We start from the raw sequence: 12,433 nt of genomic DNA on the forward strand, positions 1-12,433 counted from the left end.
CGACTCCAGGACGACCGCCGCGACCCCGTCGCCGAGCAGCAGCCCGGTGCGGTCGGCGCTGAACGGCCGCACCATGCCGTCACGGGACAACGCCCGCCCGGAGTCGAACTTCCCGAACGTCTCCTCCTCCACGAGGTAGCCGCCGGCACACACCGCCACGTCGATCCGGCCGGACGAGATCAGCCGGCAGGCATGGATGATCGCGGCGGCGGAGGCGACACAGGCGTTGGTGAACGTGAGCCGGGGGCCGGCCAGGCCCAGGCCGCCGGCCAGCGACTCGGTGAGCCGGGCGGGGACGGCGTCGGTGAGCCGGGCGGCCGACGAGACGGCCGGGGTGGTGGGCAGGGTGTGCCCCGGGTCGGCTTCGGTGAGTTCCCGGGTTCGGGCCGCGCCCCGGTCTCCGGCGGTCCCGCCGTCCTCGTCGGCCCCCGGCATCGCCGCCGCGTCCCGCCAGTACCGGGTGATGCTCGTGCAGTCGCCCGCGATGCCCAGCAGGACCGCCGCCTCGGTGCCCCGGGGCAGGTCCGCCATGTCGAGGGCCTCCCGTCCGCAGCGTGCGAGGGCGTGGCGCAGGGCCCAGTCCTCGACCGCGTCGGGGCCGTCGGGGGCGACGCCGGCCATCGGCGTACGGTACGGGCCGGTGTCGAAGCGGGTGGTGGGGGCGAAGGAGGGGAGGCCGGCGAAGACCCCGCGGCGGAGGGCGTCCGCGCCCGTGCCGAAGGCGGTGCGCACGCCGAACCCGGTCACCGTCACGTCACCGGTCACCGCGGTCACCCCCCTCCACCGCACCCGCCCCGGCCGCGTTCAGGAACTCGGTGAGCCGGCGGAGCGAGGTCAGGCCCTCGATGTCCTCGTCGCCGGGCTCCACCACCAGGCCGTACCGTTCCTCCACCACGTGCAGCAGCCACACCAGCCCCAGGGAGTCCAGGACCAGTTCGGCGTCGTCGCCGAGGTCGTCCGGGACGCCGGGGAAGACCTTGCGGTCGGCCAGCAGTTCCCGGACGGCGCCGACGGTGATGACGGACGGCGCCGACGCTTCCGTGAGGGACCGCTCGGACGCTTCGGCGACGGACGAGGCGGACGCTTCGGTGACCGGTGACGCAGGGGCTTCCGCGCTCATGCCTTCGCCCCGCGCCCGACGACCTCGGTGACGAGCCCGCCGAGGGTCAGGGAGGCCAGCGGCTCGATGTCGGTGTCCGGGATCTCCACGCCGAACCGCGACTCCAGCCGCAGCGTGAGCTCGATCAGGCTCAGGGAGTCCAGTTCCAGCCCGCCGACGGTCACCGGACTCTCGTCCGTGATGCCGTCACGGCTCAGCAGGATGTTCATCTCGTCGATGACCGTGGTCAGGACGAACTCGCGGATCTCGTTGTCCAGGGTGGACGTGCTCATGATCGCCATCTCCATGGGGAAGGTCAGAAGGTCATGCGAAAAGTCGTACGGGGCAAGCCCGTCGAGCCGTCACGCGCTGCTCGCCGCCGCCTGGAGCGTCGCCGCCCGGCGGACCAGCTTCCCGTTCGACGTGCGGGGCAGGGCCTCCAGCAGCCGGATCACACGGGGCAGCTTGTAGTCGGCCAGCCGCTCCCGGCACCAGCGCAGCAACTCCTCCGCCGACGGGCTCCCGGCCCCGGCGGCCACCGCCACGTACGCCTCGGTCACGTCCTCGTGGACCAGGACCGCCTGTTCGACGGCCGGGTGCGCGCGGAGCACGTGCTCGACCTCGGTGAGGTCGACCTTGAGGCCGCCGATGACGACGAGGGAGTCGGCGCGGCCGCCCACGGTGACCGTTCCGTCGGCGTCCACCGTGGCCCGGTCGCGGGTGTGGAGCCAGCCGTCCTCGTACTGGGTGCCGCCGGAGTCGAAGAGATACGGGGACCCGTCGAGCGCGACGTCCAGTTCGCCCTTGTGTTCCCGGACCAGCACTCCCGGGGCGGGCCGCCCGACCGTGGGCCGGAGCGTGCCGTCCACGTCGATGGCGACGATGCCGGTCTCGGTGGTGCCGTAGGCCTCGCCGACCGTGATGCCGTACCGCGCGGCGAACCGCGCGGCGACCTCCGGGGGCATCAGCTCGCCGCCGGAGACGGCGGTCCGCAGCTCGGGCAGGGCGGGCGGATCGAGGGCGGCGGCGAGCAGTTCGAAGTGCATCGGCACCCCGAACAGGTGCGTGATCCGGTGTTCGACCGAGGTCCGCAGGATGTCGCGGGCCGAGACCCGGGGCGCGAAGACGACGGATACGCCGGCCGCCAGCGAGTGCAGCAGCCCGCCGAGCAGTCCGAAGCTGTGCGCCGTCGAGCTGAGCAGCAGCAGCCGGTCGCCCTCGTCCGGCATACCGGGGACCGCCCCGAACGACTCGATCTCGGCGGCGATCGACGCGGCGGTCCTGCCGATCACCTTCGGCCGCCCGGTGGAGCCCGAGCTGAACTGGACCAGCCGGTGCGGGCCCGCAGCCGGCTGCCCGGCCCTGCGGCACTCGGTGGCGACCTCGTACTCGGGCCGGAAGCCGAACGCCGCCCGGACGTTGGACCCGGCCCGGACCATGAACTGAGGCCGGCACGTGGCGCAGAGCGCTTCCACCTCGGCGGGCTTCAGCCGGAAGTCGAACAGCATCACCTGCGCGCCCAGCCGCCACAGCGCGAGCAGCACCTCGACCTGGGTGAAACTGGGCGGCGTCCGCAGCCCCACCGTGCTGCCGGGCCCGATGTCATAGCCGGCGAACACGGCGGCCTGCTTGGCCACCCGTTCCCGTAACTCGCCCCGCCCGACGGACTCCTGCTGGTGTGTCAGATAGGGCAGGCCGTCGTCCCGCGCGTCGAACAGCCGCTGGACCAGGACGTCCATCCCGTCCTCGCGGGCCGCGGCTGCCACGAGTTCGCCCATGTGGCCTCAGACCTCCTTGCAGAACTCGCCGATGGGCAGGCCAACATGGCGCTTGTCCTGCGCCAGATAGCCGAGCAGCTCGTCACCGGTCCGCAACTCGGTGACGTTGAGGACCTTGCCGCCCGGCCCGAGCACCCGTACGTGCCAGTCGTCCTGCACGGTCAGGCTCACCAGCCGCCCGTCCTCCGCGTGGGTACGGATCTCCAGCAGCGGCCGGGACTCCAGCTTGGCCCGCCCGACCACCACCCGCCGGGTGCGGCCGTCGGCGCCGACCGCCAGCAGGGCGCTGCCGGAGCCGACCTCGCTGAGATAGTTGGTGCGGTTGTCGGGGCCCAGCGTGTACGAGTGCAGGGCACCGGCGTTGACCCGGAACGGCCGGGTCGGCATGTACGGCAGCGGGTGCGTCTCGCTGCAGCAGAGCACGAATCCGGACGAGTAGGAGCCGACGAGGATGCCCTCGTCCTCCTCGAAGTGCGAGCAGGTGTCCACACAGACCCGGTCGCCGAGCCCGACGTGCCGGATGCTCTCCACCGTCAGTGTGGACAGCTCCAGCTGCGGTGTCGTCGCCTCCAGCAGCCGGGCCAGCGCGAACACGTCGTCGGCGCTGCGGGGCGTGAACAGGATGCCGTCCGAACCGCGTTCGAGCACGTCGAAGACGATGGCCGCCTCCTCCAGATCCCCGACGACCGTCACCAGCTTGCCCTCGGCCGACTCGGCCGCCGCGAGCACGATCTCCAGCGGGATCTTCGTCGGATCGGCGAAGTGGATCACCGTGTACGGCAGTGCCATCGCGCCCACGCACGACAGCTGGAGGGTGCGGTCGTCCCGTACGTCGACGAAGCCGGCGACGGGCATACCGGTGACCGGCGTACCCGTGGCGGGCGCACGGGTGGCGGCCCGGTTCTCCGCGGCGAGGGCGTCCAGCTCGTCCTGGGTGGTGAACTTCCGCAGCAGGACGTCGATCCCGGCGCCGGCGGGGGCCTCGCCGGGGGCGGCGGGCTTGGCGTCGCCCGTGCCCTTGGCCTCCTTGCCCCCCTTGTCGGCGGCCTTCTCGCCGGCCTTGCGCGCGACCGTCGAGGCCGGCTCCCCGGACACCAGCACCCGGGTCACCGTCGGCGGCAGCGTCCCCAGCAACTCGGCGTCGGCACAGACCACTCCGGCCATCCGGGCGTGGACGGCGGCGTCCACCACCGCCTGGAGCTGCGGACGGGGTACTTCACGGAGATCGATCCACGCGAACCTCATGCGACACCTGCCACGATCGTCGAGTAATGGGTGTGAGTAGACATGCTCATGTCATTGGGGAGGCCGTCGCCGGTCTGCCCGTGCACCACCGCGGCGAGCCGGGACACCAGGGCGGCGGGGGAGGGCGAGGAGAAGATCCGGCGGCCGACGGCGAGCCCCCGGCAGCCGGCCGCCATCACGGCGGTGCCGTACGCGATCAGGTCGGAGCCGTCCGGTGGACCGCCGGCCGCGAGGACGGGGATGGGGCTGTGGGCCACCACCTCGGCCATCCGGTCCAGGGGCAGGGCGACGGTGGTCTTGACCATGTCGGCGCCCAGATCGGCGGCGACGTTCACGATGTGCGCCAGGAGGACGGGATCGTGCGGGTTCTCGATCCGGGGGCCGCGGGGATAGACCATCGCGATCAGCGGCATGCCCCAGGTGTCGCACGAACGTGCCACCGCGCCCAGGTCGGAGAGTTGTCGCCCCTCGGTGTCCGAGCCGATGTTCACATGGACGCTGACCGCGTCCGCGCCGAGTGCCACCGCCTCCTCGACGTCGCCGACCAGCACCTTGGCGTCGACATCGGCGGAACAGGCCGTACTGGCGCTCAGATGCACCACCAGCGCGCAGTTCTTGAGGAGGTCCGGGGCGAGCGTGCGGGCCCGCCCCTTGTGGACGATGATCCCGTCGGCCCCGCCGGCCACCAGTTCCCTCAACAGCTCGTTCCACCGACCCGGAGGGGCGACCGGACCGTCCGAAACGCTGTGATCGAGCGGTATGAGCAAATGCCGGTCGTCACCGGCCAGCGATAGCCTTCTCCAACGTAATGGCTTGCCAGTTTTCAGCATGGGTAATGCGCCTTCCCGGCTCTGAGGCCGCATTTCAGAAAGTCGAACCGCGGCAACCCGATGCGGTCTCCATGTCCGAAAAACGATGGTCGTAGAACTTTCAAGTTCTGCCGCACGTCAGCATTCCGTGGGTGATCGGGGGTTGGCAAGGCGTGACCATCGGCAAATTTTTATGCGCACTGACACATGACTATTTGATAGCTTCTTGACAGGATCCATGGGGTTGACGGCGTCCGGGCGGGGTGTTCGTGGCATATTCTGGCGACCTGTCCCCACACATAGCAGGATCACATGGGATTCATGGGATTCATGGGATCACCTACTTTAAATGTCGTTGTCGCGTGTAATCGACGCTTACTCTTCCCATCCGTCGAAATGGTTCGCCAAAGCTTCCGGTGAGTCTTTCCCCCGGACTTCCTTGTGGGAATCGAATTTCCCGGCCTAGGGTGACAGTCGCACCCCGGTTCGTGTTTCACGCGTGGCCGTCCCTCCCTTCATCCGGGGCCGGACGATTCGTGTCCGGGTGTACCGGAAGTGAGTCCCCCATGCCCGAATTCCCGTCCGAGAGCGTCGCCGAGGCCGCGGGCTCCAGGACCGGTCGCGTTGCCGTCCTCCGCGCCGGCCGAGTCGAGCAAGGCGTCCACGTCGGTCGAGTCGAGCAAGGCGCCCAAGGCCGCCGCCGCGAGCCTCATCGGCACGACGATCGAGTACTACGACTTCGCCGTCCACGGAACGGCCTCCGCGCTCGTCCTCGGACCCGCGTTCCTCCCCTCCGGCAACGCGACCGTCTCCTCCCTCGCCGCGTTCCTCACCTTCGCCGCGGCCTTCCTGTCCCGTCCCCTCGGGGTCGTCCGCTTCGGCACGATCGGCGACCGGCCGGGCCGCCGGCAGGGCCTGGTCGCGTCCCTCCCGATCCTCGGCATCGCGACGGTCGGCGTCGGCCTGCTCCCGACCTGCGAGAGCGTCGGACTCCTCGTCCCCGCCCTCCCGGTGACCCTCCGTCTGCTGCAGGGCGTCGGCATGGACGGCGAGTGGGGCGGCGCGGTGCTGCCGGCCGCCGAGCACGCCCCACCCGGCCGCCGCGCGCTGTACGCCGCCGTCCCGGACATCGGCCCCTCCCTCGGCTTCCTGCTCAGCGCGGTGCTCGTCCTGGTCGGGCTGTGGGTGCGGACGACGGTGTCGGAGTCACCGGTGTTCAAGGGCTAGGTCTCGCAGGCGGACTCCCCGGCGTCACCGGCGGCGCGCTTCCCGCTCGGTGCGCTCATCGCGCCGCGGTACCCCGGCCGGCTGCTGCTCGGCACGGGCGCGGCGATCGGTGGCTCCGCCGTGTCCTACCTGACAATCGTCCACAGCCTGTCCTACGGGCCGAAGTCGCTCGGTATCCCCCAGAACACGATGCTCGACGCCGCGAGTGTCGGGGCGTCGGCCGGGATCGCGATCACCCTGCCCGTCGCCCGGCTCGCCGACCGGATCGGACGCCGGCCGATCATGCTGACGGGTGCGGCCGGCTGCGTCGTGTGGGCCGTCCCCGTGTACGCCTGCCTCAGCACGGCAACGCGCTCGTCATCACCGGTGCGTACACCCTCGGCCTCATGCTGCCCGCGCTGATGTTCTCCCCGGTGGCGGGGTTCCTCGCGGAGCTGTTCCCGGCCAGGCTGCGCTGCACCGGGACGTCGGCGGCGTTCATCCTGGCGAACACGCTGGGGCGGCGGCTTCGCTCCACTGGTCGCGACATGGCTGAACAGCCAGTGGTCGTCGCCGCTGGTGCCCGGGTTCCACACCGGTGGGCTGTGCCTGGTGAGCCTGTTGTGTCTGGTGACGCTGCCCCAGACCCGTGAGGGCGACTTCGTGGCCTGAGTCTTCTCGCCCCTCCGTCCCCAGGGGCTGCACCCCTTCGACCCCATCCGCGGGTCCGGTGGGGGTTGCTCGCGCAGGTTCCCCGCGCCCCTGAAAAAGCAGGGGCCGCGGGGAACCTGCGCGACCAGCCCCCACCCGCCCGCACCCGACAACGCACCCTCTCGGGGGCGAAGGGGCAGCGCCCCTGGTGATGGGAACGGGTAGGGGGGAGGGGGCGAAACAAGCCGTCAGGGCGACGCCGGCGGATACAGCGACCGCGGCAGTTGCGAGGCCGCCGCCGCGTCCAGCAGCCACAGGGTCCGCGACCGTCCGTACGCACCCGCGGCCGGAGCCTGGATCTCCCCCGCACCGGACAACGCGATGGCCGCGGCCCGCGCCTTGTCCTCACCGGCGGCGAGGAGCCACACCTCACGCGCCGCACGGATCGCGGGCAGCGTCAGTGTGACCCGCGTCGGCGGCGGCTTCGGCGCACCACGGACCCCCACGACCGTCCGCTCGGTCTCCCGCACGGCCGGCAACTCGGGGAAGAGCGAGGCCACATGGGTGTCCGGGCCGACCCCCAGCATCAACACGTCGAACGTCGGCACCGAGCCATGGTTCTCGGGCCCCGCAGCCCGCGCCAGCTCCTCCGCGTACGCCGCGGCCGCCGCGCCCACATCGGCACCCCAGGGCCCGTCCGACGCGGGCATGGCGTGCACCCGCTTCGGGTCCAGCGGCACCGAGTCCAGCAGAGCCTCCCGGGCCTGGGTGACATTGCGTTCGGAGTCGCCCTCGGGCAGGAACCGTTCGTCACCCCACCACAGGTCCAGCCGGCCCCAGTCGATCGCGTCCCGGGCGGGCGCCGCCGCCAGCGCGGCGAGCAGCCCGTTGCCGTTGCGCCCACCGGTGAGGACCACCGAGGCGTAGCCGCGCGAGGCCTGCGCGTCCACGACCTTGGTGATCAGTCGAGCCGCCGCTGCCTGAGCCATCAGCTCCTTGTCGCGGTGCACGACCAGCTGCGGAGTACTCACGGCGCGGCCGCCTTCTTCACGGGCGGCATCTGCGCCGGAGTGGGCCGCTCGGAGTCCTCGTCACCGGCCGACCCCGCAGACGCCACGGAATCCGCGGGCCTCGACACATCTGCCGAGCCGGACGAGCCGGCCGCGCTGATCGAACTACCCGAACCAGCCGACCTTGTCGGCAGAGCCGGAAGCGCCGGCGGCGACGCCGCCGAGGTCCCCCGTCCCGCAGCACCATCCAGCTCGGAGGCCGCCCCCGCCGAGCCGGCCGCAGGCGACAACGCTCCGCCCAACCGATCCACCCCGAACCGCAGCGCCGACGCGTACGTGTCGTCGGGGTCGAGCCTGCGCAGCTCCTCCGCCAGCAGCTCGGACGTCTCGCGGCGCTTCAACGCGACCGCCCGATCCGGCTGGTCCTCCAGCGTGAGCAGGGCGAGGCCCCCGTTGGGGCGGTACAGCCGGACGGGACCGGTGCTGGTCAGCAACCGCACCTCGTTGAGGCCGGGCCCGGCCGACACCCCACGCCGTACATGGACGTGGAGCCGGTCCGCCAGCCACATCGCCAGCAGCTCCACGCTCGGGTTGTACTGCTCGCCCTGCACCTCCGCGGAGATGACCTCGCAGTCCACCTGGTCGAGCGCGGCGGCCAGCATGGAACGCCACGGGGTGATCCGGGTCCAGGCCAGATCCGTGTCGCCGGGCTCGTAGTTGTCGGCGCGGGTCCGCAGCTCGTCGATGGGCTTCTCGGCGGCGTAGCTGTCGGTGACCCGGCGCTGGCCGAGCGCGCCCAGCGGGTCGCGGGCCGGGTCGAGCGGCGCGTTGACCGGCCACCACACGACCACCGGCGCGTCCGGCAGCAGCAGCGGAAGCACGACCGACTGGGCGTGGTCCGCGACCTCGCCGTACAGCCGCAGCACGACCGTGTCGCCGGTGCCCGCGTCCGCGCCCACCCGCACCTCGGCGTCGAGGCGGGACTTCGTGCGGTCGCGGGCGGAGCGGGAGACGCGCTTGATGACCACGATCGTGCGCGACGGGTGCTCGCGGGAGGCGTCGTTGGCGGACTTGAGCGCGTCGTACGCGTTCTCCTCGTCCGTCACGATGACCAGCGTGAGCACCATGCCGACGGCCGGGGTGCCTATCTCCCGGCGGGCTTTCACCAACGCCTTGTTGATCTTGCTGGCCGTGGTGTCCGTGAGGTCTGTCTTCATGGCCGACGCCAGCTCCGTCCGTCTCGCTCGAGCATCTCGTCCGCCTCGACGGGACCCCACGTGCCCGCCTGGTACTGCGCGGGCCTGCCGCTCCTGTCCCAGTACTCCTCGATCGGGTCGAGGATCTTCCAGGACAGCTCGACCTCCTCCGTGCGCGGGAAGAGGTTCGAGTCGCCGAGGAGGACGTCGAGGATGAGGCGCTCGTACGCCTCGGGCGACGACTCGGTGAAGGACTCGCCGTACGCGAAGTCCATCGACACGTCCCGGATCTCCATCGACGTGCCGGGCACCTTGGAGCCGAAACGGACCGTCACGCCCTCGTCGGGCTGGACGCGGATGACGATCGCGTTCTGGCCCAGCTCCTCGGTGGCGGTGGAGTCGAAGGGGGAGTGCGGGGCGCGCTGGAAGACGACCGCGATCTCGGTGACCCGGCGGCCCAGGCGCTTGCCCGTCCGCAGATAGAAGGGGACGCCCGCCCAGCGGCGGTTGTCGACCTGGACCTTGATCGCCGCGTAGGTGTCGGTCTTCGACTTGCGGTCGATGCCGTCCTCTTCGAGGTAGCCGATGACCTTCTCGCCGCCCTGCCAGCCGGCCGCGTACTGCGCGAACACGGTGTCCCGGCCCAGGTCCTTCGGCAGCTTCACCGCGCCGAGGACCTTGGTCTTCTCGGCGGCGAGCGCGTCCGCGTCGAAGGAGGCGGGCTCCTCCATCGCGGTCAGCGCCATCAGCTGGAGCAGGTGGTTCTGGATGACGTCACGGGCGGCGCCGATGCCGTCGTAGTAGCCGGCGCGGCCGCCGATGCCGATGTCCTCGGCCATCGTGATCTGCACGTGGTCGACGAACGACCGGTTCCAGATCGGCTCGAACATCGTGTTGGCGAAACGGAGCGCCAGAATGTTCTGGACGGTCTCCTTGCCCAGGTAGTGGTCGATGCGGAAGACCTGGTCCGGGGCGAAGACCTCGTGGACGACCTTGTTGAGGTCCTCCGCCGACTCCAGGTTGTGGCCGAACGGCTTCTCGATGACCGCGCGCCGCCAGGAGCCGCTGCTCTGGTCCGCCAGACCGTGCTTCTTCAGCTGCTGGATGACGACCGGGAACGCGGACGGCGGCACGGACAGGTAGAAGGCGAAGTTGCCGCCCGTGCCCTGTGCCTTGTCCAGTTCCTCGATGGTGTCGCGCAGCCGTTCGAAGGACTCGTCGTCGTCGAAGGTGCCCTGGACGAACCGCATGCCCTGGATGAGCTGCTGCCAGACCTCCTCGCGGAAGGGCGTACGGGCGTGCTCCTTGACCGCGTCGTGCACCTCCTGCGCGAAGTCCTCGTTCGCCCACTCCCGGCGTGCGAAGCCGACGAGCGAGAAGCCCGGCGGCAGCAGTCCGCGGTTGGCGAGGTCGTACACGGCAGGCATCAGCTTTTTACGTGACAAATCGCCTGTGACGCCGAAGATGACCAGGCCCGACGGCCCCGCGATACGCGGGAGCCGTCGGTCCGCGGCGTCACGCAGCGGATTGCTGCTCGACAAGGTGTTCAGCCCTCCGAGGGTGCGAGGCGCTGAAGCTCCGCCTCGGTCGACTTGAGCAGGTCGTTCCAGGACGCCTCGAACTTCTCGACGCCCTCGGCCTCCAGCAGCTGGACGACCTCGTCGTACGAGATCCCGAGCTTCTCGACCGCGTCCAGCTCGGCACGCGACTGCTCGTACGTCCCGGCGATCGCGTTGCCGCGGATCTCGCCGCTCGCCGCGGTGGCCTCCAGCGTGGCCTCCGGCATGGTGTTCACCGTGTTCGGCGCGACCAGCTCGTCGACGTACAGCGTGCTCTTGTACGCCGGGTCCTTGACGCCGGTCGAGGCCCACAGCGGGCGCTGCTTGTTGGCGCCCGCGCTCTCCAGGTCGCTCCAGCGCCTGCCGTCGAAGACCTCTTCGTACGCCTGGTAGGCGAGGCGGGCGTTGGCGACACCGGCCTTGCCGCGGGCGGCCTTGGCCTCGTCCGTGCCGAGCGCGTCGATCCGCTTGTCGATCTCGGTGTCCACGCGGGACACGAAGAAGGACGCCACGGAGTGGATCTTCGACAGGTCCAGGCCGCGCTCCTTGGCCTTCTCCAGGCCGGCGAGGTAGGCGTCCATGACCTGGCGGTAACGCTCGAGCGAGAAGATCAGTGTGACGTTGACGCTGATGCCGAGGCCGATGACCTCGGTGATGGCCGGCAGGCCGCCCAGCGTGGCCGGGATCTTGATCAGCGTGTTGGGCCGGTCCACCAGCCAGGCCAGCTGCTTGGCCTCGGCCACGGTGGCCTTGGTGTTGTGCGCCAGGCGCGGGTCGACCTCGATGGAGACCCGGCCGTCCTGGCCGCCGGTCGCGTCGAAGACCGGGCGCAGGATGTCGGCGGCGTCGCGGACGTCCGCCGTCGTGATCATGCGGATGGCCTCTTCGACGGTGACCTTGCGGGCGGCGAGGTCGGAGACCTGCTGCTCGTAGCCGTCACCGCTGCTGATCGCCTTCTGGAAGATCGACGGGTTCGTGGTGACGCCCACGACGTGCTGCTGGTCGAGCAGCTCGGCGAGGTTGCCGGACGTGATGCGCTTGCGCGACAGGTCGTCCAGCCAGATCGCGACGCCCTCCTCGGAGAGGCGCTTGAGTGCGTCTGTCATGGAAATTCCATCTCCTACGTGTCGTGTGTAGAGCGTCAGCGCTGAGCGGCCGCGAGCGATTCCTGCGCGACCGCGGCCACGTTCTCGGCAGTGAAGCCGAACTCCTGGAAGAGGACCTTGCCGTCGGCCGAAGCGCCGAAGTGCTCCAGCGAAACGATGCGACCGGCGTCACCGACGTACCGGTGCCAGGTCAGACCGATACCGGCCTCGACCGCGACCCGCGCCCTGACGGCCGGCGGCAGAACGCTGTCCCGGTACCCCTGGTCCTGCTCCTCGAACCACTCCACGGACAGCATGGACACCACCCGGGTGGGCACGCCCTGCGCCTGGAGCCGCTCACGCGCCTCCACGGCGACGTGCACCTCGGACCCGGTGGCGATGAGGATGACCTCGGCGTCGCCGCCCTCGGCCTCGAACAGGACGTAACCGCCCTTGGCCGCGTCCTCGTCGGCCTCGTACGTCGGCACACCCTGACGGGTCAGCGCCAGACCGTGCGGGGCGCCCTTGCCGAACTCCTTGGTCCAGCGCTTGAGGATCTCGCGCCAGGCGATCGCCGTCTCGTTGGCGTCGGCCGGGCGGACCACGTTCAGGCCGGGAATGGCCCGCAGGGAGGCCAGGTGCTCCACCGGCTGGTGGGTCGGGCCGTCCTCGCCCAGACCGATGGAGTCGTGCGTCCACACGTACGTCACCGGCAGGTGCATCAGCGCGGACAGGCGCACGGCGTTGCGCATGTAGTCGGAGAACACCAGGAACGTGCCGCCGAAGACACGGGTG

11 protein-coding genes and 1 pseudogene are annotated in these 12,433 nt (G+C 70.8%); 1 reads left to right on the plus strand and 11 read right to left on the minus strand.

The window, feature by feature from the left end:
* From AWZ10_RS21450 to AWZ10_RS21475, 6 genes are all read right to left on the minus strand, one after another.
* A partial coding sequence (locus AWZ10_RS21450; RefSeq protein ID WP_279616636.1) for a beta-ketoacyl synthase N-terminal-like domain-containing protein occupies nt 1–765 on the minus strand: 765 nt, incomplete at its 3' end.
* Complete coding sequence (locus tag AWZ10_RS21455) at nt 755–1,120, minus strand: hypothetical protein (protein ID WP_060891836.1); 366 nt, start codon at nt 1,118–1,120, stop codon at nt 755–757. The genes AWZ10_RS21450 and AWZ10_RS21455, both read right to left, overlap by 11 nt.
* Complete coding sequence (locus tag AWZ10_RS21460) at nt 1,117–1,401, minus strand: acyl carrier protein (protein ID WP_234361230.1); 285 nt, start codon at nt 1,399–1,401, stop codon at nt 1,117–1,119. The genes AWZ10_RS21455 and AWZ10_RS21460 overlap by 4 nt, the downstream gene beginning before the upstream one ends.
* A 60-nt stretch (nt 1,402–1,461) precedes the next feature.
* On the minus strand, nt 1,462–2,877 hold the full coding sequence (locus tag AWZ10_RS21465) for a class I adenylate-forming enzyme family protein (protein ID WP_060891837.1): 1,416 nt from the start codon (nt 2,875–2,877) through the stop codon (nt 1,462–1,464).
* Nucleotides 2,878–2,883: 6 nt separating this feature from the next.
* Nucleotides 2,884–4,122, minus strand: coding sequence for a 3-dehydroquinate synthase II family protein (locus AWZ10_RS21470; RefSeq protein ID WP_060891838.1), 1,239 nt, complete (start codon nt 4,120–4,122; stop codon nt 2,884–2,886).
* The gene (locus tag AWZ10_RS21475) at nt 4,119–4,952 is read right to left on the minus strand and encodes a class I fructose-bisphosphate aldolase family protein (protein ID WP_173531480.1); all 834 of its coding nucleotides are present in this window, start codon (nt 4,950–4,952) and stop codon (nt 4,119–4,121) included. Before AWZ10_RS21475 ends, AWZ10_RS21470 begins: the two co-directional genes overlap by 4 nt.
* Before the next feature lie 545 nt (nt 4,953–5,497).
* Here AWZ10_RS21475 and AWZ10_RS21480 point away from each other — a divergent pair.
* Nucleotides 5,498–6,809, plus strand: a pseudogene (locus AWZ10_RS21480) (MFS transporter).
* A gap of 227 nt (nt 6,810–7,036) precedes the next feature.
* Here AWZ10_RS21480 and pgl read toward each other — a convergent pair.
* The 5 genes from pgl to AWZ10_RS21505 all read right to left on the minus strand — a co-directional run.
* The gene (gene pgl / locus AWZ10_RS21485; protein WP_046704515.1) at nt 7,037–7,819 is read right to left on the minus strand and encodes a 6-phosphogluconolactonase; all 783 of its coding nucleotides are present in this window, start codon (nt 7,817–7,819) and stop codon (nt 7,037–7,039) included.
* Complete coding sequence (opcA, locus tag AWZ10_RS21490) at nt 7,816–9,015, minus strand: glucose-6-phosphate dehydrogenase assembly protein OpcA (protein ID WP_046704514.1); 1,200 nt, start codon at nt 9,013–9,015, stop codon at nt 7,816–7,818. Before opcA ends, pgl begins: the two co-directional genes overlap by 4 nt.
* A complete protein-coding gene (gene zwf, locus AWZ10_RS21495) occupies nt 9,012–10,535 on the minus strand; it encodes a glucose-6-phosphate dehydrogenase (protein ID WP_060891839.1) in 1,524 nt (507 codons plus the stop codon). The genes opcA and zwf overlap by 4 nt, the downstream gene beginning before the upstream one ends.
* Nucleotides 10,536–10,540: 5 nt before the next feature.
* Nucleotides 10,541–11,659 (minus strand): transaldolase, encoded by a 1,119-nt coding sequence (gene tal, locus AWZ10_RS21500; protein ID WP_046704513.1) that lies wholly within the window; start codon nt 11,657–11,659, stop codon nt 10,541–10,543.
* Nucleotides 11,660–11,694: 35 nt separating this feature from the next.
* A partial coding sequence (locus AWZ10_RS21505; RefSeq protein ID WP_279616637.1) for a transketolase-like TK C-terminal-containing protein occupies nt 11,695–12,433 on the minus strand: 739 nt, incomplete at its 5' end.

The sequence above is a fragment of the Streptomyces europaeiscabiei genome (assembly GCF_001550375.1).
Taxonomy (GTDB): Bacteria; Actinomycetota; Actinomycetes; order Streptomycetales; family Streptomycetaceae; genus Streptomyces; species Streptomyces europaeiscabiei.

Bases quoted from the DNA above. Each gene is read 5' to 3' on its own strand.
- tal (WP_046704513.1), bottom strand. From the start codon at position 11,659: ATGACAGACGCACTCAAGCGCCTCTCCGAGGAGGGCGTCGCGATCTGG.
- AWZ10_RS21455 (WP_060891836.1), bottom strand. From the start codon at position 1,120: ATGAGCGCGGAAGCCCCTGCGTCACCGGTCACCGAAGCGTCCGCCTCG.
- opcA (WP_046704514.1), bottom strand. From the start codon at position 9,015: ATGAAGACAGACCTCACGGACACCACGGCCAGCAAGATCAACAAGGCG.
- AWZ10_RS21475 (WP_173531480.1), bottom strand. From the start codon at position 4,952: ATGCTGAAAACTGGCAAGCCATTACGTTGGAGAAGGCTATCGCTGGCC.
- AWZ10_RS21470 (WP_060891838.1), bottom strand. From the start codon at position 4,122: ATGAGGTTCGCGTGGATCGATCTCCGTGAAGTACCCCGTCCGCAGCTC.
- AWZ10_RS21460 (WP_234361230.1), bottom strand. From the start codon at position 1,401: ATGGCGATCATGAGCACGTCCACCCTGGACAACGAGATCCGCGAGTTC.
- AWZ10_RS21465 (WP_060891837.1), bottom strand. From the start codon at position 2,877: ATGGGCGAACTCGTGGCAGCCGCGGCCCGCGAGGACGGGATGGACGTC.